This is a genomic window from Pedobacter heparinus (genome assembly GCF_032678725.1).
Classification (GTDB): Bacteria; Bacteroidota; Bacteroidia; order Sphingobacteriales; family Sphingobacteriaceae; genus Pedobacter; species Pedobacter heparinus_A.
This window is the reverse complement of record NZ_JAVTSC010000013.1, coordinates 152,203-177,933: the sequence shown is the minus strand read 5'-3', so window position 1 is coordinate 177,933 and position 25,731 is coordinate 152,203. Positions and strand designations below refer to the sequence as shown.

The window sequence follows — 25,731 nt, the reverse complement described above, 5'->3', positions numbered from 1 at the left end:
CAATTATCAAAAATGTTATCAAATAATACACAAAAACACTGTCTTTATTCAACATAAAAATCAATTTACATAAAGATATAACTATATTTCAAAATAATTTCACATAAAATGATCGGATATGGAAGAAAAAAGTCATACAAAATCATACGATCCACCAATAAACACCTGGGATGAGATGTTTAATGATTCCAAAACAGTAAGAGAAGAGTATAAAACCGTCATGGACTACCTCAATCTGGAATCTGCCGAAGAGCTCAACAAGAAAGAGGAACTTTCTAAAGTGCTTTTCATGAGCCAGGGCATTACATTTACTGTTTACAATAGCGGTGAAGGTATTGAAAAGATCTTTCCTTTCGATATCATCCCCAGAATTATCAGCTCAGAAGAATGGGCTTTTATAGAAAAAGGGATCAAGCAAAGGGTAACTGCCCTGAACCTTTTTCTGAAAGATGTGTACAGTGACCAGTTCATCATTAAAGATGGCATTGTACCCATTGAGGTAATTTACTCTTGTCCGCATTTTTTACGTGAAATGGTAAATGTAAAAGTGCCTCACGACATTTACATTCACATTGCAGGGATCGACCTGATCAGGGACAACGACGGCACTTATTATATCCTTGAAGACAACGTCCGTACGCCATCAGGCGTAAGTTATATGCTGGAAAACAGGGAGATTACCAAACGGTTGTTTCCCGATCTATTGCCCCGGTGCAAGGTTAGAAGCGTAATTGAATACCCTACAGTTCTTTATAACAACCTGCTTTCGCTGGCACCACATGATATTGCAGAGCCCACAATCGTATTGTTGAGTCCGGGTAGTTTCAACTCTGCCTACTTTGAACATACTACCCTTGCCCGCTTAATGGGAATAGAGTTGGTAGAAGGCCCCGATCTGATTGTAGAAGACCATAAAGTGTACATGAAAACCACCGCAGGCCTGCAGCAGGTAGATGTAATTTACCGAAGGGTAGATGATGATTATCTTGATCCCCTGGCCTTTAATCCCGGCAGTTTGCTTGGCGTTGCCGGTTTAATGAATGCTTATAGAAAAGGAAATATCACCATCGTAAATGCAGTAGGTAATGGAGTAGCAGACGATAAAGCGGTATATGTATATGTACCCGAAATGATCAGGTATTACCTGAACGAGGAACCTTTGCTTAAAAATGTACCTACCTACCAATTGGGCAATGCCGAGGAACGCAGCTATGTATTTAAGAACATTTCAGGCATGGTGGTTAAACAAACCAATGGCAGCGGGGGTTACGGAATGTTGATGGGGCATGCTGCTTCCGAGGAAGAGATTGAAGCATATAAACTAGAAATCCTGAAAGATCCGAGACAGTTTATTGCACAGCCTACCATCAGTCTGTCTTCAGCCCCATGCTACATGCAGGGCATGTTGCAGCCCAGAAGGATAGATTTCCGTCCTTTCGCCCTCTGTGGTCCAAATGGGATAGATATTATCCCGGGAGGATTGACCAGAGTGGCCCTTAAAGAGGGATCACTGGTGGTAAACAGTTCGCAGGGCGGAGGCAGTAAAGATACCTGGGTACTTTCAAAATAAATGAATATTAAGATCAAATTATAGAAACCAATATGTTAAGCAGGGTTGCAGAAAGTTTATACTGGATAAGCCGTTATATTGAAAGAACAGATGGCATGCTGCGCATGCTTAAAATAAATTATGCTTCATCACAGGATGCAATGGCAGAGTTTTCATGGAGCCCGGTCATGCGTATTTTTTGCGACCCCAATGATGATGGGCTGGATGCGATAGAGTTCAAAAGTCGTACGGCGCTCCAATACATGGTAACCGACAAAGAGAACCCCAACTCCATCATCAACATCATCACGCAGGTACGTGAAAATGCAAGAAGCGTACAAGACCACATCACCAAAGATGTATGGCAATGCTTGAATGAATATTACCATACCGTAAAAGATCCCAGACTAAATGCCATGCTAAAAAAAGACGACCCAATATCGGTATTGGATATACTGATCAAACAAGGAATGCTTTTTTATGGCACCACAGAAATCACCATGGCCAGAAACGAAGGCAGCAGTTTTATGCGCATAGGAAAGTACCTCGAGCGCAGCATACAATCGGTTAACATACTCGACATCAAATTTGGCTCGGTAGACCATAACCCGGATCTGCTGACAAATACCAGTTACTGGAAACACCTTTTACTGTCTATAGGCGGGTACGAGTTGTATTTAAAAACTTACCGGCAGGGTTTTGAAGCAGAAAATGTATTAGAACAGGTCGTCCTGAACAATGAATTCCCAAGGTCAGTGATCTATTCTATTAACCAGCTGTTCAAATATTTCGACCGGTTGAAAGGAGACGGACGCATTACTCCCGGAAACCTAGCTTTCCTTATCGGCAGACTGCAGAGCAAAGTAAAATACAGCGCTATAAAAGGTTTAAAAAGAGGAGACCTTCATTTGTACCTTGCAGAAATAAAATCTGAACTTTACGGGATCGGAAATGCTTTTAACCAAACTTGCTTCAACATATACTAGCTGCCATGCCAGAATTCAACATCAAACACATCACCAAATATGCTTATGAATCTCCGGTCAGAGAAAGTGTAAACCATATCATCCTATATCCAATAGAAGACCAGTTTCAAAAGGTCATTAAACATAACCTGAAAATTTCCGGCAATCCGAAAGTTGATGTGTTTACGGACTATTATGGTAATAAAATTGGCTTTTTTGCTTACAGTGAGCGGCATAGAGAACTGGAAATCTATTCAGAACTTACGGTAGCTACCACACCAAAGGAACTTCCTTCAGCAACCATGTTCAGCGAGATGCAATGGAAGGCACTGCAAACCCTGCGTTATCAGGTACCTTATATTGATTACCTGAAATGGGAAGCTTTTGATGCGCTGCAGGAACTAAAGGCTGTTACGGATCAATACCTGCGATCAGACATCAGCCCCTACCGGGTTGCTATGGATTTTTGCAAATATGTATATGAACATTTCAAATATATACAGGGTGTTACCACCGTGCAAACGCAGATAGAAGAAATCTGGCAAATCAAATCAGGAGTATGTCAGGATTTCGCCCACATTCTTTGCCAGATGCTACGCATGGCTAAAATTCCTGCAAAATATGCAAGCGGATACATTTGCCCCAACAAAAATGGTATCCGCGGGGAAGGCGCCACACATGCCTGGGTAGAAGCTTATATCCCTGATTATGGCTGGCTGGGATTGGACCCGACCAACAACTGCATTGCCAACGAAACCTATGTAAGACTGGCACTAGGCAGAAGTTTTACCGATTGCTCGCCAGTAAAGGGCGTTTATAAAGGTCCTTCTAATCATAAGCTGACGGTGCAGGTGATCGTCGGCTATGACAATGGCACTGCTGAAATACATGAACCTGTAACAGAAAAAGTAGAGACAGAACCCGTGTTTTCTACAGCAATAAAAGGCAACAGCTATCGCAGAAACCTGGAATTGATGCAACAGATACAACAGCAGCAATAAAAAATAGTAAGCAGGCAATTCATTTCATAAAATATACCTTACTTTATAAAAATTTGCAGCTGATGTTAAGATGAGGAATGAATTTGCTTTAATAACCGGCGCCAGCAAAGGCATTGGAAGATCGATGGCTTTCCAACTTGCAAAAGCCGGCTACCATTTGCTATTGATTGCCAGATCGGCAACCGAGCTGGAAGAACTTGCCCTGCAAATTCAGCAAGATCATCAGGTTAAAGTATTTTATCTTACAGCTGACCTTTCTACAAGATCAGCGCCCTTAAATGTGGCGAACTGGGCAAAACAGCAAACCAATCAGCTAACGGTACTGATCAACAATGCAGGTTATGGTTTATGGGGCGATTTTGAGGCGCTAAAACTGGAAGAACAAATGAACATGCTCCATTTAAATATCAATGCGGTAATTGAGCTAAGCCATCATTTACTCCCGGTTTTAAAAGCGCAACAGCAAGCCTTTATCTTAAATATCTCCAGCACTGCCGCCTATCAGGCAGTACCCACACTCGCCTTATACGCTGCCAGCAAAACATTTGTACTTTCCTATAGCAGGGCATTAAGGTACGAGCTCAAAAACACCCCGGTTTCTGTCAGCTGTCTCTGTCCCGGCCCTACCGATACCGGCTTTGCCAACCGTGCCGGGCTGGATGCCCTCGCCGATCTGGCAGAAAAATTCAACATGCAACCCGAAGCCGTTGCACAGGCCGGGTTAAAAGGAATGTTCAGCAGGAAAGCAGAAATTATTCCTGGTTTCCTGAATAAGCTATCTGCATTTGGCGCAAGACATTTACCAAAAACAATGATTGAACGTATTACAGCAAGTTTGTACAAACGATAATCTCCCCTTTAATCAAGCTTTACCAATTAAAAAAAATATTTTCAAATAAATTTGATCTTAAGAATATTTTACTACTTTTGTAAAGTCTACTAAACAAGTAGACTTTATTAAATGACAAAAAACAACCATATCCTTAGCGCATATATTATGCGAATGTGTCTTCCAAAAGGCACAGGTTGTTGCTGTTGTTGTTAATCAGGATCTCATCCACTGATTAATTACCTTAACATCTGCCTGACTCCGCAGGTGAACTCATTTAAACATCTTTAATTTTAAAATTTCCAGATCATGGGCAACTCCTATATCAAATTTGCTTTAGGCAATACAATAACCGCTGAACAAAAAGACTTCTTCAATGAAAATGGTTTTATCCATTTCAAAAACTTTATCAAACCGGAAACCGTAAACGACATCATCAACGCCTCTATAAAAGTACAAGAACAATGGCTGGAAGCACAGCGGGAAAAAGTAAATGGCATACCCATTAAATATGGCAGAGACCTGGACGGCTCGCCAATTGTACAACGCTTTGCATTTGTAAACAAGCACCATCAGCTGTTTGCAGAACTGGCGAGAGACCCCCACTTTGAGGTCTTGCTGGATCTTATTGGTCCGGGCGCCAGGTTAGGTACTGAAGAAAAAGATGGCATGGTATTGAACCACTATGTAAACGGACATGAAAGTAAGTTTACCCAGATGGGCTGGCATACTGATGGCCTGCGCGATATTTTTCATGGTCAGAAATTAAACCCAATGCTGAATGTAGGCATACACCTCAGCACTTTAAAACCTGAAAATGGTGGCTTAAAGGTACTGCCTGGCACACATAAACAGAGTTTATACCAGATGCTATTCCGCAAAAAATATTTTTTAGACAACAAAGCTGATGCAAAAGAAGTAGCCATCATACCTCAGGCTGGAGATTTGACGATACACGACGGCCGTTTATGGCACCGCGTAGCCCAGTCCTCGGTGACAGGCGAAGAAAGCCGCCGAAGAGTGATCTACCTGCCCATCATAGCCGGTAAGTTCGAACCGAAAAATGAAAACAGCCCTACTGCTTTCTATCAACGTTTTGCAGGTTTAGTTAAATAAGGCCATGTTGATCGCACTTGTTGTCAGTTACCTGATCCGTTCAGGTAAGCTGGGGTTCCTGCAAAAAAGCACCCAGCAGTTAAGGGTATTCGTAAAATTGAATGCCAAAAGATTTTAGATGTTTGGTTAGATCTATGTGTGTGTTAAGCCAGGCCATCACCAGGTCTGGCTTTTTTTAATAGACTACAAAAACAGTATACTTTTTTTTTATAAATACTACTAAAATAGTAGATTATATTTATATCTTCGTTAAAACTTTAGATCGTTTGGTATATCTGAGTTTTGTTCATTAAGCCAGGCTGGATGGTCTGGCTTTATTACAAAGCCCAAAGTCCAATTTAAAATGACCCCTATAAATGTAAATGATGAACCAATTTAACTATTTGGCCTTTGCCATTCCTGCATTTTTTATTTTTCTTTTTTTAGAATACCAGCTGGCCATCAGGCTAAACAAGGTAAATATATTTAAGTATGAAGGTTCTATCGCTAACCTCAGCATTGGTATTGCCGAAAGATTACTCAACCTATTCATATCCGGTAGTTTCTACGGTTTGTTCTACTGGTTATATACCAATTATGCTTTGTTTGCTATACCAAATACCTGGTGGGTATGGCTATTGCTGATCCTCGTTACCGATCTGGTCTGGTACTGGTATCACCGCCTGGGCCATACCGTCAATTTCTTGTGGGCAGCACATATTGTTCACCACCAGAGTGAAGAATTTAACCTGACCGTATCTGCCAGAATCACTGTTTTTCAGGCATTGATCAGGAATGTTTTCTGGTGCATCATCCCACTGCTGGGTTTTCAGCCGGCCATGGTAATCAGCATTCTGATTATTCATGGTGCCTATTCTTTTTTTACCCATACCCAGTTGATTCGAAAATTGGGTTGGCTGGAGCATATCCTGATTACCCCCTCTTTACATGGCGTGCATCATGCCAGTAATGAAAAGTACCTGGACAAAAATTATGGCGACGTATTTGTTTTTTGGGACAAGCTTTTCGGCACCTTTCAAAAAGAAGAAGAAGCACCTAGATACGGATTAACCCATCCCATAAAAAGTTATAGTTTTTTATGGCAGCACTTTCACTATTACCTGGAAATAGCAGAAGCCTGCCGCCGCAGTAATGGCATCAAAGCTAAACTGCGCATTATTTTCGGTAATCCTGCGCATCTTGATCAGGACATCCGACCGGCACTCGAAAAAAGATTCCTGCAACACAAAACACCTGTTGCTTATCGCTTTAAGTTCAGGACCTACCTGGATCTTCAGCTTACCCTCTGTATCGCCCTGCTAACTTTCATCACCGCAGCCTATGCCAGCCTGGGCCCGGACGACAAACTGTTTATCGTTTGTTTCATTTTCCTTACTTTAATCAATTGTGGCGCACTAATGGAACAAAGGAAATGGATCTATTATCTGGAATGCATCAGGCTGATTGTATTTTTAGCGTTCATTCTCTGGAAGCTGGACAGATTTGAACTGATCCTTTTACCTGCTATTGCATTAATAGTATTAGAAATGACACACAGTTTAAGCCATTTGTACCGCAGTTATGTGCTCAAATATGAAAAGAGATAAATTCATGTTACCTTTGCAGCATGAATACAAACGTTGCTGTCATTTTTGACATGGATGGTGTCATCTGCCATACCAACCCCTATCATTCCCTGGCTTTCCGTGAGTTTTTTTCAGGCCATAACCTCAATCCTACTGATGAGGAATTTGCAGCGCACATGTACGGCAAAAGCAACAGTTATATTCTGAGCCATTTTTTTAAAAGACCTGTAGCCGGCAACGAACTCCAGCAAATGGAGCAGCAAAAAGAAGGGTTATTCCGTAAAATCTACGAACCTCATATTGAACCCATTGCAGGCATTTTAGCATTCATTTCAGATCTATATCAAAATGGTGTAAAACTGGGCGTCGCCACCTCAGCCCCCCATGCCAACCTGGAATTAATTTTAGGAAAAATAGACATTCGCCAAAAACTGGGTTCTGTTATGGCTAGTGAAGACGTTAAAAAACACAAACCCGATCCGGAAGTATACCTGAGTTCAGCTAAAAATCTGGGTGTCCTACCCGAAAACTGCCTCGTTTTTGAAGACTCCTTTTCCGGTGTTTCCGCAGCGTTAAATGCGGGCATGCGGGTAGTAGGTGTACTCAGTTCCCATACCGAAGCAGAACTTCCTCCATGCAATTTATATATACAGGATTATACAGAGCTATCTTATGACAAGATCAATCACTTGTTTAAATAGTTATACCTTAGCTTTACCTTATGGAAAGTGAAAACAGAAATCCTTATGTTCAATTTAATGAACAAATTCTAAAAGATTGGAAAAACAATGGTGTGGGCTATATCAAACTCGTTGAACTGGACACAGATCTTCCGGTTAAGTTTTTTGAACTGATCCCTAATTCTGAAATTCCCGATGCCGGGGAAACCATTTACCATATTGATTCCGAAGACATCGCAGAACTACTGGAGCCCATAAAAGGCGTAAAGTTCCTGGTGCACGAGATTTATCTGGAAGAAGAATAACTCATGAAAATGCAATCTAAAGCAAATTCGCGCTTTTATGAATTAGATCTGCTGCGTTTTCTGGCCGCACTCTCCGTATTACTTTATCATTATACCTTTGGCGCTACAAGAATTTTCGCTACCCCCGAATTCAGTTTAGATAAGTTACTACGGTATGGGTATCTTGGTGTAGATGCTTTTTTTATGATCAGTGGATATGTCGTGCTCCTTTCTGCCATGCATAAATCTCCGAAATATTTTTTTATTTCCAGAGTAGTCAGGTTGTATCCTGCGTTTTGGATTTCCTGTCTGCTTACCTTTGTCATTTTATATTTTGGAAAAATAACCCCGCCCGGAATTCCTGTTGTAAATTTTAAGCTGCTGGCCTACAATTTAACTATGTTGCAGGGTTTCTTTGGTAAGCCAGACCTTAACGGGGTATTCTGGACACTTACTTACGAGATCGGATTTTACTTTATCATCCTGCTCATAGCCGCCCTTAAACTTTGGAAGAACCTCCTGCTACTCTTATTTTTATGGCTCTGCTACACTTTTATTGCAGGACCAAATACAGCCAGCAACGCACTTTATTTTCTATTGATACCTAAATACAGTTGCTGCTTTATCGCCGGCATGTTATGCTATTTATTACGGATTAAATATGCTCCGCCCTGGAAAATCTATCTACTTCTGGCCATATGCTACCCTCTGAATATCAAACACGATATCGCAATCCTACAGAACATGAACGATTATTACCACGATGCGGGTGCCTATCGCAGTTATGTCATGATTGCAATTGTTACTTGCCTATATATATTTTTTCTGCTATCGGCACATGGGAAACTGTACACTCCTAAACTAAAATATCCCGCAAAATCGGGGGTACTTACCTATCCGCTTTACCTGTTGCATGGATTTGGGATAGCGGCCTTTATAACGTGGGGCAACCAGTTAAATAAATACGTCATGTTAACAGTAGTCAGTACATTTATGATCTTTGTTTCCTATATTGTTTACCGCTATATAGAGCAGAAGTTTCAACCACTACTTAAATCATTTATTACCAAAATAACTGACAGCTGGCTCAGTTAAACCTATTTTTTTTAACGCATCCGTATGCAAAATTTGTCAGAACCATTAATATTAGGTATTCTTGGGAACGCACACAATTAATGAACATTTAAAGATTATCTGATTACTTAATGACAAAAGAACTCAGCCCCGAAATTTTAAAAACCAAACAGCATTTCGAAATACTTGATGGATTAAGGGGCATTGCTGCAGTAGCTATTGTATTGTTTCATTTTATGGAAATGGTGTACGCCTTTCCAAAAAACTTTATTGGCCATGGCTTTCTCGCCGTTGATTTCTTCTTCTGCTTATCCGGCTTTGTTATCGCCTATGCCTACGACGACCGCATCGAAAAAATGGGCATCAAAGAATTCTTCACATCGAGATTGATCAGACTTCAACCCCTGGTTGTTTTGGGCTCCATATTGGGTTTACTGGCATTTCTATTCGATCCATTTGGTGGCAGCCCGGAGGTTTATAGTGCCGGTAAAGTGGTATTGATTTTCATCTGTTCCCTGTTGATGATTCCCTTTCCTGTAATCACAGAGCGCTCATTCAATCTTTTCGGCCTCAATGCACCCGCATGGTCCTTATTCTGGGAATATGTAGCCAACATCCTGTATGCTTTTATCTTATCCAAACTTAAACGTAACTACCTGCTGATTTTAGCTATACTTTCCGCCATTGCCTTGTGTTATGTATCTTACCGTGCTGAAGGCTTATTGGGGGGCTGGAGCGGTTCCAATTTCTGGGATGGCGGTGCCCGCATTGCGTATTCCTTTTTAGCAGGCATGCTGATCTTTCGCTTCAACTGGATCATCAGCTCAAAACTGGGTTTCACAGGCATTTCTATTTTGTTGTCACTGGCTTTTCTAATGCCATACTCTTCCTGGAACTGGCTTACTGAACTTTTAGTAGTGCTGTTATACTTCCCCTTGATTGTTGCTTTAGGTGCCGGGGCCAAATTGACAGATAATGTAAAGAAATTCTGTGTATTCTCCGGAAAGATCTCCTACCCCCTGTATATGACACATTATGCAGTGATCTGGTTGTTCTTAAACTACTATACCAAATTCCAGCCAGCTACTTTCGAACTCGCTTTAATTATCGGCATTGGAACCTTATTGCTGATCGGGATCGCTTACCTGACCATGGTATTTTACGACACTCCGGTACGCAGGTATTTCAGCAATAAAAGGAAAACAGGAAGAAAGCAGGCCAACCAAAATTAAACCATCATTTTGGAACATAATCCATAGGCACCATATCGCCAACTTTTTCATAAGCCCAGAATCCTTCATAAAGCATAGCTCTGGAATCGTATACACTGCCATTCTCGTAAAAACGCAGGGTATCCTGCGTAAGTTTGGCTACGGATATTTCGTAGTCAGGTATGTCAAGCGGCCGAAATATCCAGAAACCGGATCTGGAATAAGCCAGCGTTTCTTTTTCTTTGGTATAACTGATCGCCAGTGCACCACTATAGTCCAGCAACTTTAAATTCTGATTAAAAGCAGATACCAGCTTATCTGGCGAAATTACTTCAGGATCCAGACAATCTATATATTTGGCCATATCCTGTTGTTTTAACCAAAAAGAGATCAGTGTACTGTCTCTAAGTACTATTCCCTTACTGATAATGGTCGATTTGGGAGCTGCTTTTAGTTTAACCAGGTTTTTATGAATAATACTGTCGGGATAGCGGTAAGGATTAGGTATTTTTTTCATCCTGTTCATGATAAACCCTTCCTGACCGGCATTTCCAGCATACAGAGATCTGAAAAAGTGTCGTGAAGAACCATAATATGCAGTCTCCCGCTTATCAATATATTTTTTCAGTTTTTTCCCTGAAGCTTTTAATTCTTCAAAAAAAGGATGACCGGAATAATAAATGATACGCGTTCTGGAATTGTATTCAAAATTATCCAGCATATATTTTAACCTGTAACCCAAGGCTCTATTCTCAACAATTAAAAACTCTGATGTTGTTATGGTCAAAGTGCTTTTGGTTACATCATAATCAATATTTAAAACCTGAGGGTTTAATATTTTACATTGTGCGGCATTGGGTGTAGTACCAATAAAGAATTCTTTAAACTGCTTGATATATTTTGCCCTGTTTGGATCGGCACGGATCACTACTTCATTTAAGGTGGTTGTGCTTTCCTTCAAAACCAGTTCAACCTGAACGGATTTATCCGAGATAACGACACTTTTTGAGTAAGGAAGGTAACCTACCATTTGTACCAGCAAATCATAATTGCCAGGTCTGAGGTTACTAATTTTAAATTTGCCTTCACTGTCAGCTACTGTTGAAACCTTGTAACCACTTAAATACACGCCCGCCCCCGGTAAACTTTCTTTCTGATCTTTAACTGTACCTGTTATCGAAAATGAATTTTGAGCGGATACATGAAAGCCTGTATAAATGAAAAGAAGAAATATCAGCAAGGCTTTTGTCATTAGGCGAAAGTAAGGAATCATTCAGTTTTAATGGAAAGATGAACAGAAATATTTGATTTGTATATTTTTGAAAGTTAAAGCATTGTAAAAAAGCCGTTCTGCACTTTTTTCCCTTACTTTTTAAGGGTAATTTCGGCCTCAAACTTATTTGTATGAATACATTATCCATTTTTAGAAAAGTAGCCGTAGCGGAAGGGATTTCTTATGTTTTGCTGATTTTCATTGCCATGCCTTTAAAATACTGGGCTGAGATGCCACTGGCAGTTAAATATACTGGCTGGGCCCATGGTTTATTGTTTGTGCTGTATATAGCCCTTTTGATTATGGCCTGGATGGAATACAAATGGAGCTTTAAAAAATCGGCACTGATTGGCGTTGCTTCCCTTCTGCCTTTTGCCCCTTTTTATGTAGATAAACGACTGAAGGAAGATAATTGAAATAAATCTTGCGAATTAGTGATTCAATTTATACATTTGCAACCCGCTGATAAAGCAAATGCCCAGCTGGCGGAATTGGTAGACGCGCTGGTCTCAAACACCTGTGGGAAACCGTGCCGGTTCGACTCCGGCGCTGGGTACTAAGCCGTGCACATGACGTATAATCGTTGTAGCACGGCTTTTTTATTCTATCTAACCATTTTGAACAATCTCTCCCAATTTACCCACATCCTCTAGATTATAAGGTGTTTCCTGGTAAACAAAGTAGTTGAGCCAATTATTGAAGAGTAAATTCGCATGACTTGTCCAACAAACCAATGGTGCATTCTCTGGATTATTGTCCCGGTAATAGTTTTTCGGTACAGGTACGTCAAGACCTTTCTTCCGGTCTCTTACATATTCCTCGTGAAGGGTTAGCGGAGCGTATTCTGAGTGACCGGTAAGATAAAATTCACGCCCGCCCCGGGAAAATACAATGGCTATTCCTGCATCCGAAGATTCTGACAGGATACGAAGATCTTCCTTATCAGCCAAATCCGATTTCAATATTGTGGTATGTCTGCTATGAGGAATAAAGAACTCGTCGTCAAAGCCTCTTAACAAGGAGTGCCCCTTTTCAGTGGCAGTATGCTTGAAAACCCCGGATAATTTTTCGTTTAATGGCTTTTTTTCAACCCCATAAAAATGATAGAGCGCAGCCTGAGCCGCCCAGCAAATATAGAGCGTTGAGGTAACGTGTTTTCTGGCCCAGTCGAAGATTTGAGTGATCTCATTCCAATAGCTTACTTCCTCGAACTTCAGCATTTCTACAGGAGCGCCGGTAATGATCAAACCGTCATAGAAGTTTCCCTTTATTTCGCCAAAACCTTTATAGAACATTTCCAGATGTTCTTCAGATATATTTTTAGAAGTGTGGGAATCGAGTCTTAAAAATTCAACTTCAACCTGTAAAGGATTGTTGGATAATAAACGAACAAAATCCGTTTCAGCAGATATTTTAAGAGGCATCAGGTTAAGGATAAGCACACGCATTGGGCGAATATCTTGAGTATCCGCTCTCAGATCACTCATAACAAATATATTTTCCTGCTTTAAAAGCTCAATCGCTGGCAGATTATTCGGAATCTTAACTGGCATTTATCATCTCCCTTATTCTTATTTAAACGCCAAAAATAAGAATAATACCATTGAACTCTAAACTAAGCGGCATCTGTGACTATCATATGGCAATTCTGAGAGCGCCATCACTATTGGAGATACTCGAAAAAGAACCTTACATTTTTACAGAATCTTTAAATCTTAAGCCAGCTACCTGCCAAATGGCAGAAAGAGGACGCTTTTTGCATTTAAAAGCTGTTTCTGAAATCCCATAAAACTAAAACATACGCCATTTTGCAGATTTGCATTTTTCAGATTTATATTTTGCCTGCATGCGAAAGTATTAAGAAGATATGCTAAAAGGACTGTATTTGACTTTAATATACTATCAATGTTGATTTTTTAATATTCTTTGAACTTAAATTGCGGTTATTATGCGTTTTTAACAATCAAACTCGCCGCCAAAAAAACGCAAATCCATTTTTTTTAATATATTTGTTTGGGCATGGAAGATTGATAGCAGAAGGCTAATTCCTCACACACATGAAGAGATATTCTATTTATTCACTAATGATTTTATCAGTTGTTTTTTGCTCGTTTTATAGCAAAAATAATAAAACTGTTTCAGATGCACCTGTTGATGCAAAGGATAATTACAGGCAAGACAAACCTAAAGTTTACCGTTATGGGGCCGAAACAGCTAAGATCAATATCGGATCAACAGAGATAGTCGCTGACTACCGCCTAGGTAATAAAAAAGGCATCACATTAAAGCCAGGTATTGACGCGGCGATTAATGGTGAACGAACAGCACCGGACCTCGTTTTTAATGTGAAGGTTCCAGGCGGGCGTTATGTAATGAGTACCTATGCCGTAACTGATACTGAAGGTGCTAAACTCATGAAAGAAGCTAAAACCAAATTCCAATCCTTGTATATAAAAATACAGATTGGCAGCCTCCGTACCACCAAACGTGTTGTTTACGTGCCCTGGGATGTGAAAAGACAAGAATCAGGCAAGTTTCAGTTTAATGGCGACCAACAATTAAAAATATGGCTGCCACGCGGAGTACGGCTGGAATATGTTGAACTTGCCCCATATATTCCACCGGTGGTTCCGGCAAACGCCCAAAATTACAAGCCAGGGATTGTACCTCCTGCAAGTCACCCCCGACTTTGGGTAAATCAGCAATCATTGCCAATTATAAAAGCAAAAATACAATCCGGAGAGAACCTGCTGGCATGGGAAAAAGTAAAAAAGTCCGCATTAACGCCATTTATATTCAAATTTAACCCGGAAGAAGAGCTGCCATATAATGGAGCTCTTGAAGGAGCTGCAGAAACAAAGGCTTTTTATTACCTGATGACCGGCAACAAACAGGTTGGCAGGGAAGCTGTTAAATTAATGGCCGATTATTTATCACATGTCGAATTCGGAAACATTCTGGACGTCACGAGGCAATTGGGCCGCGCTATTTATTCAGCTGCTGAAGTATATGATTGGTGTTATGACATCATGACTCCAAAGGAGAAGCAGGTTTTATACGACAACCTGATGCGCCTGGCTGACGATATGGAGTGCGGCTGGCCTCCTTTCAATCAAAGTATCATTAACGGCCATGGAAATGAAGCCCAGATTAATCGTGACCTGCTGTCTATGAGTATAGCCGTTTATGATGAAAATCCGCTGCCATACCAATATACCTCATACCTGGTGTTGGAGAAACTGGTACCCATGAGGAAGTTTGAGTATCAGTCACCCCGTCATAATCAGGGTGTTAATTATGGTGCTTACCGTTTTGGCTGGGAAATGCAGGCAGCATGGTTGTTTTATCGCATGACCGGACATCCTGTTTTTGACGATAATATTAAGAATGTTCGCAAGTACTGGCAATATATGCGTGTTCCTGACGGACAAATGCTACGTGATGGAGATGGATTTACGGCAGGCGCTCCAGGAGAATTCTACTACTGGAAGGCAGCACAAACTATGTTTATGAACTACACTTATGCTGCTGATCCCGTTCTTAAAGGAGAATTCGAGCGTCAGGGAGGATTGCCCGATAACCCGGTATTATTTCTGCTCCTTAACGATCCTGACCTGAAAACTGAGCCCAGTATGAAGTCCCTGCCCTTAACCATGGATTTTGGCCCGGTGCTTGGATCGATGATTGCCCGGACCGGTTGGCAAATTGGAATGAACAGCAATGATGTGGTCGCTGAAATTAAGGGCGGAGGTTATCATTTTACCAATCATCAGCATGCAGATGCGGGATCAATTCAACTCTATTATCGTGGATTTCAGTTCGGTGATATCGGGGTATACCATTTTTACGGTACGCCTTACGATTTTAATTTCAATAAGCGTTCAATTTCACACAGCATGATGCTCGCTGTTGACCCAGATGAAAAATATCCCAGGTCAGAAGCCAATGATGGAGGAACCCGCTTCAATCTCAAATTTCCTGAAACGCCGGACGAAACACAAACTGATCCGTTGTTCAATAATGGGAAAGTAGTTTCTGCTGATTTCGGTCCTTCTAAACTGCGTCCATTTTTCAGTTACTTTAATGTTGATCTTACCGGAGCTTATTCACTCAAAATGAAAGATTATAGCCGGGGATTTTGTTTTCTGAACCTGGATCGTGAAGATATTCCTGCAGCCATTATTTTAACCGATGACATGACCACAGCCAAACCGGAATTCAAAAAGTACTGGCAGATTAACACACATAATTTACCGGAAAAAACCCCCACAGGGGTTGTTCTACATAACAATCGTGGCAATTTGGTCGGGAAAACGCATATGGAAATGCTGATCCCTTCAGCTGCTGATCGTTCTGTCGAGATTTTGAGCGGGCCGGACGCCACTGGCGTTTTTAACTTCAGATATGAAGTTCCGTCCGCTATTCAGCAGCCGGAGGCGAAGGGGCACCGGGTAATGATTTCACCAAAAAATGCAGGTAACCGCGACCGGTTTCTGACGGTTTTCCAGATGACTTCGGGCAATACCGCGCCTCTGCCGGTAAAATATTATGAAACTGCGGAAAGTTATGTGGTTACGCTCTCTGACCGGATGGTAAGCATGAGCAATACCTCTGCTCTTATTGACAAGGGGTTTAGCTTAAAAGTTCCAAATGATAAAAAATATCAGGTAGTTTTAGCCGGGATGAAACCTGGTAAATGGAATATTAAAAGTCGTAACGGAAATGTGAATTATAATGCCAGTGTTTTGACGGGCAAGAATACGATATTCTTCCGCGCAGGCGGAGGTGAATTTGTGATTACCCCTGGCAGTCAGTCAGGAGCAGTTTTGCTGCCTGTTGATGAAAACTATATGCCACTACTTTATGATGGGAAAATTAAATAGTACAAGAAATAGCTCAATTGGCTTGCTGCTATGCCTGCTGTTGGCTTCATGCTGCAATACAAGGGATAATTCATCAGGTCAAAGCAATAAAAAGCGGATTGTTGTTCAAACAATAATTGAAAACAAGCTATTGGTTGATTCTACGGAAATCGGTCTGAGTACCATTATCTCAAATCTGGAGGTCCCATGGGAAATTGCCTGGGGGCAGGATAACTGGATTTGGTTTACAGAGCAAAGGGGCCGGATCAGCAAGGTAAACCCGGCTACCGGGGAAAGAAAGATATTGTTAAACATAGCTGATGTGTGGCACGAAAGAACTGCGGGATTATTAGGAATGGCCTTGCATCCCGATATGAAGAAGTTTCCTTATGTAGTAGTAGATTATACGTACCGGCAAGATACCACCATCCTTTCCAGACTGGTACGTTACACGTCCATAAACGATACACTAATCAATCCCGTACTCTTGTTAGAGATTCCTGGCAATACAGCCCACAATGGATCCCGGGTTACTATTGGTCCCGATGGTAAGATTTTTTGGGCTACCGGTGATGCCGTACATTCAGAAAGAGCCCAGGACACCAAGTCTTTGAACGGCAAAATACTGCGTTTGAATATTGATGGCAGCATTCCAAAGGACAACCCCATAGAGAAGAGTGCAGTATGGGCTTTTGGATACAGAAATATACAAGGATTAGTGTATGCAGCGAATGGTATTTTATATACTTCCGAACATGGTGACGCAACAGATGATGAAGTAAACCTGATCAGGAAAGGAGGTAATTATGGCTGGCCTGATGTTACAGGTTTTTATGATACACCCGCCGAACAAGCATATAACAGGAAAAAAACAATTGCAGAACCTTTAAAAGCCTGGACACCTACCATTGCTCCGGCCGGTATCGCTTATTACGGCTCAGATGCAATACCCGAATGGCATAATTCTCTTTTGCTGACCACTTTAAAAGCACAAAGCCTCAGGGTACTACAGCTTGACAAGGCGGGTAAAACTATACTATCTGAACGTGTTTTTTTTAATAAAGTTTTAGGACGGCTGCGATCTGTATGCGTGTCGCCTGATGGAGATGTATATATAGCTACAAGTAACCGGGATTGGAACCCTCCAAAAGATTTTCCAAAAGCCTCTGACGATCGTATTGTCAGGGTCTTCAGCATAAAGCCAGGCGACAAGTTAAGTCCTGCCTATGTTAATTTACAGCAGCATACGGACAGCTTGAGTACACCAGGGGAAGAAATTGCTTCAGGCGGTCAGTTAATATATAATCAGTACTGCTCCTCCTGTCATAAACAAGATGGCAACGGTATAGCAGGTACCTTTCCGCCTCTTCGTGCTGCAAAACAGGCAGTCGGTAACAAACAGGAACTGATACATATCTTACTCAATGGATTATCGGGGCCGATCAAGGTAAACGGACAAAAATATAACCAGCAAATGCCAGCCTTTCACTTTCTAAGCGATACCGAGATAGCCGAGGTACTTACTTATGTCAGGTCAGCGTTTGATAATCAGGCGACCCCAATAACTGCGAATGAAGTAAAATCTGAACGTAAAGCTAACCAATAATACAAATCTTATTTTGTTAATTTTAAAACTATTGTGATAAATTTAATAGCTATTGTTACCTTACTGCACACAACGATGATGGCTAAGGATGTTAAAAAATACTTTTTGGTTTGAGCTGATCGGGAGCCCCTCCATGTTCCCCTTAGAAAGAAGGATATTTCATTCCATCAGCATTGCTTTGATGCTGCTGCTCGCATGCTATGCTCCCTATAATTTATATGCCGGGTTGTATATTGGTTCTATTTCTGCACTGATCATTGGCTTGTTCTTTTTTTACCAGTATTATGGCTCCAGGTTTCAGGACAAACCACATAGCAGTGCTGCATTCGGCTTAGCAGGAATCTTAATTTTTGGTGTCAATTACTTTTCTAATTCAGGCATCAATGGCTCTACCGATCTGATATGGCCTGTTTACCTGTTGCTGGTGTTTGCAATTTCTCCTTACCGGCAACACTTCACCTGGCTCATCGTGTATTTATTGTGTTTTTTAGCATTGCACACTATGGAGTATTATTATCCTTTTCTGGTAAAACATCCCTTTGATGCAGGCAAAGGACAATTTATTGACCGCATCACCGCATTTCCCCTTCCTGTAATTTCAATTTATATCATCATCAGGTTCATCAGGCAGAGTTACGATAAAGAGCGTAAAGCGGCTGAAGAAAAAACAGTAGCAGTACAAACGCTGATGTCCATCCTATCGCACGATTTACGCACTCCGCTGATGAACGTCCAAAATTACCTGGAGTTACTAAACGAACACGAGCTGGACAGTCGGGAGCGCCAGGTATTGGAAAAAACTTTACTGACCTCCACCAATAATGCCATGGATATGCTTTCTAACCTGCTGTACTGGTCAAAATCGCAAATGGAAGGTCACCACGTACAGCTGAAAGCGGTAAACCTTCGTGAAGTATTGCTGGGTACTTTGGAAATGGAGAACATACATGCCTTAAAAAAAGAGATTACTTTAACCTACCATATCCCGGATGAATTGACTGTAATTGCAGATACAGATATGCTTCAGCTGGTGGTACGCAACCTGATCAGCAACGCGGTTAAATTCACCCCAGCTGGAGGGCTGATCCATGTTGATGCACAAACGGTACGGAATGAATGTAAAATAACGGTTGGTGACAATGGAAAAGGCATTCCGAAAGATCAGCAGCATAAGATTTTCCTCATCAATTCTGAACCAGGATATGGGACCGCCAACGAAAGAGGTGTTGGCCTAGGGCTGGTTTTATGCAAAGAATTTACCGGGCGGCAGGGCGGCAGGATAGGCTTTGAAAGCAATCCCGGACTTGGCTCCAGCTTTTTCATTTTTATCCCCTTAAAGCCGGCAATCTCGCCATCAGAGAAAGAATAGCGGGATCAACTCAACGAAAGTTAAAGCATTTAGAACAATAGTGAAATGACAACAGCGCTTGCTGTGCTATGTTTGTTTTTGATTGATGCTAAACCAACAAAACCCTAAACCAGAAATTTCAACATGAAAAAACGAATCCTATATCTATTTGCCCTGCAGCCATTGCTTTTTTGTTCAGCATATGCACAAACCAAACAACTGACCTCCATCCCCTACAGGGTAAATGTTCAGGCTGATACTGCCCGAAAGCAGGAAATTATTGATAAGGAATGGGTAGCCGTGGGCATTAACAAACCTTATACCTTACAACATGACCCCAGCCTCCCTTTTAATGGGAAACCATCCTATCGGTTTGAGCTTAAAGCCGATGACAATTCACTGGAAGGCTATTCAGCAGGAGAAACAAAGGGACGTGTAGAGCTGTCCTATAGTTATGCAACCGCCGATGATTTCAAAAAACTGCCGGCAAGTGCCTATCAAAATGCACAGAAGCTAAAAACTGTTTATCATTATGGCAAGGGCATTTGTGCCCAGGGAAGTTCCCGCAGCTATACTTTTTCTGTCTACATCCCTTCGACCTTAGCGGATGATGTATCCACCATTTTTGCCCAATGGCATGGCACACCAACCAGAACGCTGGTAGCTACACCAGAAGGAGCAGTGAAGCTCTTGAGCACTGAAGAATTCTTATCACTTTACGAGCGCATGATATTTAAAAAAAACATTGCTCATGACAAAGTGGAAAAGAAAGGAAAGGATGGCAAAATCACCTATGTAGCCGGGAAACCCAATGGCTGGCTGGTAGAACAGGGCGGTTATCCCCCACTGGCATTTGGCTTCTCTAAGGGATACTTTTATATCAAAGCCAATTCGGACCGGCAGTGGCTGAGCGACAAGACCGACCGCAGCAATATTGATGTAGAAAAGGCGCAGGTGATGAAACCCCTTTCTTCGGAGTACAAAACCTCTACCATCGCCTATAAAATGTCCTTTGCCGAATTTCCAAAAAATTGCTGGATTACATTTGATGTAGCCATTGACTGGACCAGATATGGAAACGAAGCCGGCACCATTCTAAAACCAGGCAAACTGGATGTAACGATGAGCTACCTGAAAAATAAAAAACAGCAAAAAGCGCACATCGTTAACCAACAGGAAATCCTCATTGGCCGGAACGATAAAGATGGGTATTATTTCAAGTTCGGCATTTACAGGGTAGGTAACAGCACTGTACCCGTTGCCTACAACCTTGCCGGCTACAGCGAAACAGCCCGATAACCAACGCAGCCAAACGGCTGTCTGCCTGGCAAAAGAGGAGTAAATGAATCAAGGAGGCCGATTGAACTAGGAATCTTAAGGAAGGAAAACGATCTTTACCAAATGAATAATTTTGCCTCAGGACGTTTAAACCGCTATTTAGGAATTTTATTGCTGTCAGCCTTTTTCATTTCCTGCGCTTCGAGAAAAGAAAGAACCGCTCAGCAGCAGCTCAACCTTGTCCCCTTTAAAGAACAAGTAGGCGCAATAAATCTTCCGGTGCAGATCGCAGCAATAAAGGCCCCCTTTCCGATGCCTCAGTTAAAGAAACCGTCCTTTCCTGCCTTAAGCATAAATATCATAGCTAAAGGAGCGAAAGCCGGCATAATGGCAACGAAACAGATTCAGCAAACGATCGACGACTTAAGCGTTCGCGGAGGCGGAACAGCCATCATTCCGAAAGGGAAATGGCTTACCGGCCGGATCAGTTTAAAAAGCAATGTGAACCTGCACCTGGAAGCCGGGGCAGAACTCTACTTCAGCGGGGAGATCGAAGATTACCTGCCTGCAGTATTTACCAGAAATGAAGGGATTGAAGTCATGTCGCTTGGCGCATGCATCTATGCCAATGGCCAGGAAAACATTGCACTTACCGGAAAAGGCCGCTTAATAGGGCCTGCAAAAGGTGGATCGGTACGCAAACGCACCATGACAACCCAGGTGATCGAGGAATTTGTGGCGTTGGACAAACCTGTAGCAGAACGGGTTTATGTAGGGCAAAATAACAGCCCTATACTCCCTCCAATGTTTATTTCACCCATCAACTGCAAAAATGTTTTGATCGAAGGGATATCACTCGAGAACACCGCCTTCTGGAACATCGTTCCTATTTATTGCGAAGGAGTGATCATTCGTGGAATTACAGTAAACTCTGTAGGAATTCCACGTGGCGACGGTATAGATATTGAATCTTCAAAAAATGTACTGATCGAATACAGTACTTTGAGCAGCGGAGACGACTGCTTTACGATAAAAGCTGGCCGTGGCGAGGATGGGATCCGCGTCAATAAGGCTTCAGAAAATATTGTAATCCGTTATTGTCTGGCCAGAGAAGGCCATGGTGCCATTACTGTAGGTAGCGAAACCGCCGGAATGATCCGGAATTTATATGTTCATGACTGTGTTTTTGACGAAACCGGCAGTGGCATCCGCTTTAAAACCCGCAGACCCCGGGGCGGTGGCGGCGAGAACATCTATTATGAAAGGATCAGGATGTCCCTGAAAGGCAATGCTTTTAACTGGGACATGCTGGGCAGTTCGCAACACGTAGGTGATTTGGCAAAAAGACTTCCGGCCAGGAAAATCAATGCACTTACACCAGTATTCAAAAATATTGTCGCAAAAAATATTGTGGTAGAGCGCGCTAACCAGTTTGTGAAAGTTACCGGCATTCCCGAAACACCCTTAAGCAATGTGCTGATAGAAAACGCAGACATCAAATCAGATCAGCTGTTTACCGCTGCTGACATTAACGGCTTCACCGTAAGGAATACCAGAATTGAAACCAAAGATCCAAAGATCAGCTTAATCGGTTCACGCGAACTGACTTTCGAAAATGTGCAATTTTTTGTTCCCGGCAATATTTTAGAAGTATCTGCCAGGGATGCTGAAGCACCGAAATTCATCAGGTGTACACCAGCCGGGGCTATTTCAACGCTTCAGTAAAAAAATCAATGGTACGTTTCCAGGCAAGTTCTGCAGCCGCCTTGTCATAACGTGGTGTAGTATCATTATGAAAGCCATGGTTTACATTTTCATAAACAAAGGACTGGTATTTTTTGCCATTCGCTTTCAAAGCAGCTTCATAGGGCGGCAAGCCTTCCATAATCCTGGTATCCAGGGATGCATTGTGCATCATCAGCGGTGCTTTTATTTCAGGCACATCTGAAAGGGCTGGCTGGCTGCCATAAAAAGGTACAGCTGCTGCCAGTTCCGGTAAACGAACGGCCATCATATTGGCAATCCCACCACCAAAACAGAAACCCACAACACCCACCTTACCATTACAGTCTTTATGGTTCTTAAGGTAATTATAGGCCGCTATAAAATCTTCTTCCATTTCCCCTTTATTCCTTTTACTTTGCAGCGCACGGCCCTCGTCGTCATTGCCAGGATATCCCCCCAGGGGCGTCAGCGCATCAGGGGCAAGGGAAATAAATCCCGCCAGGGCGGCCCTTCTGCCCACATCTTCTATATAAGGGTTTAAACCGCGGTTTTCATGAACAACCACGATACCTCCAAGTTTCTTTTTGGCATCCAAAGGCTTAGACAACAAGCCCTTGATCGTTCCTCCACCTTTTGGCGAAGAATAATTGACATAGCCCGATTGCAGGCGGGGATCATCCGGACTGGTTTGCATGTTTCCCTTATAATCCGGCATCAGGAAACTCATCAGCGCAGGTACGGTCAAACCGCCAACGGCATAAAGCGAAAGCTTTTCCATAAACGAACGGCGGTTAAGCCGGTTGTGTGCATAGTCATCATAAAGGTCAAACACTTCCTGCTTAATATCTGCTTTGTTGATCTGGCTCATCATCCTAGGTTTTACTCAAATATAATCATTTTCAGCACAGCAAATGATAGCTATCTCAATTAAAAAACTGACCGAAGTGCCAGAGAACTCCCGATGGATCATGCAGGAAACATTCTTTACCCCAGTCTTCCACACGGACCGGAACAAGTCTGGCCGCTTCGTATTTCCCAGGCAGGTTTAGTTCCGAAAGCTCCTTCCAATAGCGGTCAACATCATCCACTTCCAAAAATATCATGGTGTTGTCTATCCAATCCTTAACATAAGCATCCTGCAGATAAAATGCAATGCCCGCCGTTTTGAAAACAGACATATCAGCCGTCAGCACCGTTTCCTCAAAACCGAGGTCACGATAAAAATTCCTGGAAAGTTCAAAATCTTTAGCGCCGATAAAGGGCCGGATTGATGTGACGTGATGTTCCATTTTTCGTTCTTTTTTGAGTACTTCATTAAAAGATTAAATATAAAAACAATTCATGGTTTTTTTACCCGGCCTCAGTCCATCATTAAAAGCCTAAGTATGCTTTGTTAATAATTTGAGAAAATTTAGTTAATATTGAATCAGTTCTTTTGCAAAAAAACAGGGGAATCCATGATGCATCAGGAAAGGGTAAATCATTCAACAGAAATTCAGCTACTGATTGCACTAAAATCGGGAGACCGCCCCGCATTTGAAAAAATTTACCAGACTTATAGTCCCAGGATTTACCTGAATATCCTGAAAATGGTCAAATCTGTTGACGATGCACAGGAGATCCTGCAGGATGTGTTCATCAAAGTTTGGGAAAAACGGGAACTGATTGATCCCGACCAGGCTTTTAAAGCTTATTTGTTCCAGATTTCCAAGTTCACTGTATACAATTTCATCCGTAAGGTAAACCTGGACAAAAAGCTGAAGGCTTACCTGGCCCATGAAAATTCTGAGCTGTACACCCATATTGAAGAGACCATTGCCTGCCGGGAAAACGACCAGTTTATTTTGAATGCCATTGAAGAGCTGCCCCCGCAGCGCAAACAGATCTACAAGTTGTGCAAGATTGAAGGCAAAAGTTATATAGAGGTAAGCAAACTGCTGGGCATTTCTTCCTCTACCATTAACGATCATATTGTTAAAGCGACAAAGTTCCTGAAAGACCGGCATTCTTCTTTTGGGGCCGCAGTCACGGCAACTGTAATTTCACTGTTCTTAAAAAATCTCTGACCCCCCCCCGTCGTCAGTTTAAGGCACATTAAAAAAATATTTGCAATTATTTTTTTTTGGAGCAGATGTCCGCCACTTTCCAGGTGTATTAGCAAGAAACAGATAAGACTTGGAAAATTTAGAAAAACTAAAAACCTCTTTTTATAAATACCTTAACAATGAGTTGGGCGAAGCGGATGCACGCCAATTTCTGGAACACCTGCAATCTGGAACAGACAGCGCGGCTTTTTTACTGCTGATTGAAAATAGCTTAGACAGCCCCCTCGCAGATCAGCTGCTCAACAAACCAGAACTGCTGGGCATCTTAAACCAATCCTTTGCCAGGATATCAGATACAATCGATGCCAAACCAAAGAGAAGCCCGATGCGGTTATGGCCACGTATGGCTGCAGGCATAGCTGCTGTATTGGCCTTAACAGCACTTGGCATTTATTTCTTTAATGCCAAAAATGCAGAACCAAATAATGGCTTTACAATGTCGCAAGATGTTGCTCCGGGGAAAACCGGTGCCACATTAACACTGGCCAATGGAAAAAAGATCAGGTTAGCTGATGCGGCAAAGGGCGAGATCGCCAGGGAAGCGGGCATCAGGGTAAGCAAAACTGCCGAGGGGCAGTTGGTTTATGAGATCGGAGAAGGTTCAGGAGATCCCGGTAAGCTCAATAAGCTGAGTACCGCTAAAGGCGAAACCTATATGGTTACCTTACCTGATAAATCCAGGGTATGGATGAATGCGGCTTCAAGTTTAACTTATGCCACCAGCTTACATGAACCTCAGCGCAGGGTAAAACTTGAGGGGGAAGCTTATTTTGAGGTGGCCGAAGATAAGGCCCATCCTTTCATCGTGGAAACCGAAGGCCAAAAGATAGAAGTATTGGGCACACATTTTAATGTTAATGCCTATACGGATGAGGAGACGGTCACTACTACTCTTTTGCAGGGAAGTGTAAAAGTCTCTGGCAAACCGGGATCCAAAATGTTAAAACCGGGTGATCAGTCGTCCCTTGATCAACGTTCCATCTCAGTTGCCAGGGTAGATACCGAACGGGCAATAGCCTGGAAGAACAATAAGTTTCTTTTTGAAAACGATGACATACAGTACATCATGCGCATGATCGCCCGCTGGTATGACGTAGATGTGGTTTATACCGGAGAAATGCCAACCGAGAAATTTGGTGGTGGTGTATCCCGTTTTGATCACGCTTCTCAGGTGCTGAAGATATTGGAGTCTACGGGAGGGGCACATTTTAAAATTGAGGGCCGGAAAATTCTGGTATCAAAATAAATAAGCTATAAATA

Annotated in this window: 22 protein-coding genes and 1 tRNA gene; 19 read left to right on the top strand and 4 right to left on the bottom strand. The window is 42.1% G+C overall.

Annotated elements, in window-relative coordinates; genetic code table 11:
* Positions 1 to 118: 118 nt before the first annotated feature.
* From R2Q85_RS19100 to R2Q85_RS19055, 10 genes are all read left to right on the top strand, one after another.
* Positions 119 to 1,570, top strand: a complete 1,452-nt coding sequence (locus R2Q85_RS19100; RefSeq protein ID WP_316813391.1) for a circularly permuted type 2 ATP-grasp protein — start codon at positions 119 to 121, stop codon at positions 1,568 to 1,570.
* 32 nt (positions 1,571 to 1,602) lie between these two features.
* Complete coding sequence (locus tag R2Q85_RS19095; RefSeq protein ID WP_316813390.1) at positions 1,603 to 2,535, top strand: alpha-E domain-containing protein; 933 nt, start codon at positions 1,603 to 1,605, stop codon at positions 2,533 to 2,535.
* A gap of 5 nt (positions 2,536 to 2,540) precedes the next feature.
* Positions 2,541 to 3,515 (top strand): transglutaminase family protein, encoded by a 975-nt coding sequence (locus R2Q85_RS19090; RefSeq protein ID WP_316813389.1) that lies wholly within the window; start codon positions 2,541 to 2,543, stop codon positions 3,513 to 3,515.
* Positions 3,516 to 3,585: 70 nt separating this feature from the next.
* Positions 3,586 to 4,365: an SDR family oxidoreductase gene (locus R2Q85_RS19085; protein WP_316813388.1), complete on the top strand. Its 780-nt coding sequence runs from the start codon at positions 3,586 to 3,588 to the stop codon at positions 4,363 to 4,365.
* 288 nt (positions 4,366 to 4,653) lie between these two features.
* Positions 4,654 to 5,460 (top strand): phytanoyl-CoA dioxygenase family protein, encoded by an 807-nt coding sequence (locus R2Q85_RS19080; protein WP_316813387.1) that lies wholly within the window; start codon positions 4,654 to 4,656, stop codon positions 5,458 to 5,460.
* 362 nt (positions 5,461 to 5,822) lie between these two features.
* Complete coding sequence (locus R2Q85_RS19075; protein ID WP_316813386.1) at positions 5,823 to 7,046, top strand: sterol desaturase family protein; 1,224 nt, start codon at positions 5,823 to 5,825, stop codon at positions 7,044 to 7,046.
* A 20-nt stretch (positions 7,047 to 7,066) separates the two neighbouring features.
* The gene (locus R2Q85_RS19070; RefSeq protein ID WP_316813385.1) at positions 7,067 to 7,726 is read left to right on the top strand and encodes an HAD family phosphatase; all 660 of its coding nucleotides are present in this window, start codon (positions 7,067 to 7,069) and stop codon (positions 7,724 to 7,726) included.
* Positions 7,727 to 7,746: 20 nt separating this feature from the next.
* Complete coding sequence (locus R2Q85_RS19065; protein ID WP_316813384.1) at positions 7,747 to 8,010, top strand: hypothetical protein; 264 nt, start codon at positions 7,747 to 7,749, stop codon at positions 8,008 to 8,010.
* Between the two features lie 9 nt (positions 8,011 to 8,019).
* Positions 8,020 to 9,084, top strand: a complete 1,065-nt coding sequence (locus tag R2Q85_RS19060; RefSeq protein WP_316813383.1) for an acyltransferase — start codon at positions 8,020 to 8,022, stop codon at positions 9,082 to 9,084.
* 110 nt (positions 9,085 to 9,194) lie between these two features.
* Entirely contained in the window at positions 9,195 to 10,295 is a 1,101-nt protein-coding gene (locus tag R2Q85_RS19055; RefSeq protein WP_316813382.1) for an acyltransferase, read from the top strand.
* A 4-nt stretch (positions 10,296 to 10,299) separates the two neighbouring features.
* Here R2Q85_RS19055 and R2Q85_RS19050 read toward each other — a convergent pair whose 3' ends face one another.
* Complete coding sequence (locus R2Q85_RS19050; protein ID WP_316813381.1) at positions 10,300 to 11,526, bottom strand: carboxypeptidase-like regulatory domain-containing protein; 1,227 nt, start codon at positions 11,524 to 11,526, stop codon at positions 10,300 to 10,302.
* 152 nt (positions 11,527 to 11,678) lie between these two features.
* Between R2Q85_RS19050 and R2Q85_RS19045 the strand changes: the two genes are divergently transcribed.
* Positions 11,679 to 11,963: a DUF3817 domain-containing protein gene (locus R2Q85_RS19045; RefSeq protein ID WP_316813380.1), complete on the top strand. Its 285-nt coding sequence runs from the start codon at positions 11,679 to 11,681 to the stop codon at positions 11,961 to 11,963.
* 60 nt (positions 11,964 to 12,023) lie between these two features.
* A tRNA-Leu gene (locus R2Q85_RS19040) sits at positions 12,024 to 12,103 on the top strand.
* A gap of 52 nt (positions 12,104 to 12,155) precedes the next feature.
* Here R2Q85_RS19040 and metA read toward each other — a convergent pair.
* Complete coding sequence (gene metA / locus R2Q85_RS19035; protein WP_316813379.1) at positions 12,156 to 13,100, bottom strand: homoserine O-acetyltransferase/O-succinyltransferase family protein; 945 nt, start codon at positions 13,098 to 13,100, stop codon at positions 12,156 to 12,158.
* 504 nt (positions 13,101 to 13,604) lie between these two features.
* On the opposite strand from metA, the gene R2Q85_RS19030 reads away from it, so the two are divergent.
* The 5 genes from R2Q85_RS19030 (at position 13,605) to R2Q85_RS19010 (ending at position 22,366) form a co-directional block, all read left to right on the top strand.
* Positions 13,605 to 16,430, top strand: coding sequence for a hypothetical protein (locus R2Q85_RS19030; protein ID WP_316813378.1), 2,826 nt, complete (start codon positions 13,605 to 13,607; stop codon positions 16,428 to 16,430).
* On the top strand, positions 16,411 to 18,015 hold the full coding sequence (locus tag R2Q85_RS19025) for a PQQ-dependent sugar dehydrogenase (RefSeq protein ID WP_316813377.1): 1,605 nt from the start codon (positions 16,411 to 16,413) through the stop codon (positions 18,013 to 18,015). The genes R2Q85_RS19030 and R2Q85_RS19025 overlap by 20 nt, the downstream gene beginning before the upstream one ends.
* Before the next feature lie 88 nt (positions 18,016 to 18,103).
* The gene (locus R2Q85_RS19020) at positions 18,104 to 19,384 is read left to right on the top strand and encodes a HAMP domain-containing sensor histidine kinase (RefSeq protein WP_316813376.1); all 1,281 of its coding nucleotides are present in this window, start codon (positions 18,104 to 18,106) and stop codon (positions 19,382 to 19,384) included.
* Positions 19,385 to 19,507: 123 nt separating this feature from the next.
* Complete coding sequence (locus tag R2Q85_RS19015) at positions 19,508 to 20,662, top strand: heparin lyase I family protein (protein ID WP_316813375.1); 1,155 nt, start codon at positions 19,508 to 19,510, stop codon at positions 20,660 to 20,662.
* A gap of 102 nt (positions 20,663 to 20,764) precedes the next feature.
* On the top strand, positions 20,765 to 22,366 hold the full coding sequence (locus R2Q85_RS19010) for a glycoside hydrolase family 28 protein (RefSeq protein WP_316813374.1): 1,602 nt from the start codon (positions 20,765 to 20,767) through the stop codon (positions 22,364 to 22,366).
* On the opposite strand, the gene R2Q85_RS19005 is transcribed toward R2Q85_RS19010, so the two are convergent.
* Positions 22,347 to 23,237, bottom strand: coding sequence for a dienelactone hydrolase family protein (locus R2Q85_RS19005; protein WP_316813373.1), 891 nt, complete (start codon positions 23,235 to 23,237; stop codon positions 22,347 to 22,349). The genes R2Q85_RS19010 and R2Q85_RS19005 overlap by 20 nt on opposite strands.
* A gap of 52 nt (positions 23,238 to 23,289) precedes the next feature.
* A complete protein-coding gene (locus R2Q85_RS19000; RefSeq protein ID WP_316813372.1) occupies positions 23,290 to 23,655 on the bottom strand; it encodes a VOC family protein in 366 nt (121 codons plus the stop codon).
* Between the two features lie 168 nt (positions 23,656 to 23,823).
* Here R2Q85_RS19000 and R2Q85_RS18995 point away from each other — a divergent pair, with 168 nt between their 5' ends.
* Positions 23,824 to 24,432, top strand: a complete 609-nt coding sequence (locus R2Q85_RS18995) for an RNA polymerase sigma-70 factor (RefSeq protein WP_316813371.1) — start codon at positions 23,824 to 23,826, stop codon at positions 24,430 to 24,432.
* A gap of 109 nt (positions 24,433 to 24,541) precedes the next feature.
* On the top strand, positions 24,542 to 25,717 hold the full coding sequence (locus tag R2Q85_RS18990) for a FecR family protein (RefSeq protein WP_316813370.1): 1,176 nt from the start codon (positions 24,542 to 24,544) through the stop codon (positions 25,715 to 25,717).
* The last annotated feature ends 14 nt before the right edge of the window (positions 25,718 to 25,731 follow it).

Coding starts and splice junctions, on each gene's coding strand:
- R2Q85_RS19020 (WP_316813376.1), top strand. CDS start 18,104: ATGTTAAAAAATACTTTTTGGTTTGAGCTGATCGGGAGCCCCTCCATG.
- R2Q85_RS19030 (WP_316813378.1), top strand. CDS start 13,605: ATGAAGAGATATTCTATTTATTCACTAATGATTTTATCAGTTGTTTTT.
- R2Q85_RS19015 (WP_316813375.1), top strand. CDS start 19,508: ATGAAAAAACGAATCCTATATCTATTTGCCCTGCAGCCATTGCTTTTT.
- R2Q85_RS19045 (WP_316813380.1), top strand. CDS start 11,679: ATGAATACATTATCCATTTTTAGAAAAGTAGCCGTAGCGGAAGGGATT.
- R2Q85_RS19005 (WP_316813373.1), bottom strand. CDS start 23,237: ATGATGAGCCAGATCAACAAAGCAGATATTAAGCAGGAAGTGTTTGAC.
- R2Q85_RS19070 (WP_316813385.1), top strand. CDS start 7,067: ATGAATACAAACGTTGCTGTCATTTTTGACATGGATGGTGTCATCTGC.
- R2Q85_RS19085 (WP_316813388.1), top strand. CDS start 3,586: ATGAGGAATGAATTTGCTTTAATAACCGGCGCCAGCAAAGGCATTGGA.
- R2Q85_RS19025 (WP_316813377.1), top strand. CDS start 16,411: ATGATGGGAAAATTAAATAGTACAAGAAATAGCTCAATTGGCTTGCTG.
- R2Q85_RS19055 (WP_316813382.1), top strand. CDS start 9,195: ATGACAAAAGAACTCAGCCCCGAAATTTTAAAAACCAAACAGCATTTC.
- R2Q85_RS19090 (WP_316813389.1), top strand. CDS start 2,541: ATGCCAGAATTCAACATCAAACACATCACCAAATATGCTTATGAATCT.
- metA (WP_316813379.1), bottom strand. CDS start 13,100: ATGCCAGTTAAGATTCCGAATAATCTGCCAGCGATTGAGCTTTTAAAG.
- R2Q85_RS19060 (WP_316813383.1), top strand. CDS start 8,020: ATGCAATCTAAAGCAAATTCGCGCTTTTATGAATTAGATCTGCTGCGT.
- R2Q85_RS19000 (WP_316813372.1), bottom strand. CDS start 23,655: ATGGAACATCACGTCACATCAATCCGGCCCTTTATCGGCGCTAAAGAT.
- R2Q85_RS19080 (WP_316813387.1), top strand. CDS start 4,654: ATGGGCAACTCCTATATCAAATTTGCTTTAGGCAATACAATAACCGCT.
- R2Q85_RS18995 (WP_316813371.1), top strand. CDS start 23,824: ATGATGCATCAGGAAAGGGTAAATCATTCAACAGAAATTCAGCTACTG.
- R2Q85_RS19100 (WP_316813391.1), top strand. CDS start 119: ATGGAAGAAAAAAGTCATACAAAATCATACGATCCACCAATAAACACC.
- R2Q85_RS19095 (WP_316813390.1), top strand. CDS start 1,603: ATGTTAAGCAGGGTTGCAGAAAGTTTATACTGGATAAGCCGTTATATT.
- R2Q85_RS19050 (WP_316813381.1), bottom strand. CDS start 11,526: ATGACAAAAGCCTTGCTGATATTTCTTCTTTTCATTTATACAGGCTTT.
- R2Q85_RS19065 (WP_316813384.1), top strand. CDS start 7,747: ATGGAAAGTGAAAACAGAAATCCTTATGTTCAATTTAATGAACAAATT.
- R2Q85_RS19010 (WP_316813374.1), top strand. CDS start 20,765: ATGAATAATTTTGCCTCAGGACGTTTAAACCGCTATTTAGGAATTTTA.
- R2Q85_RS19075 (WP_316813386.1), top strand. CDS start 5,823: ATGATGAACCAATTTAACTATTTGGCCTTTGCCATTCCTGCATTTTTT.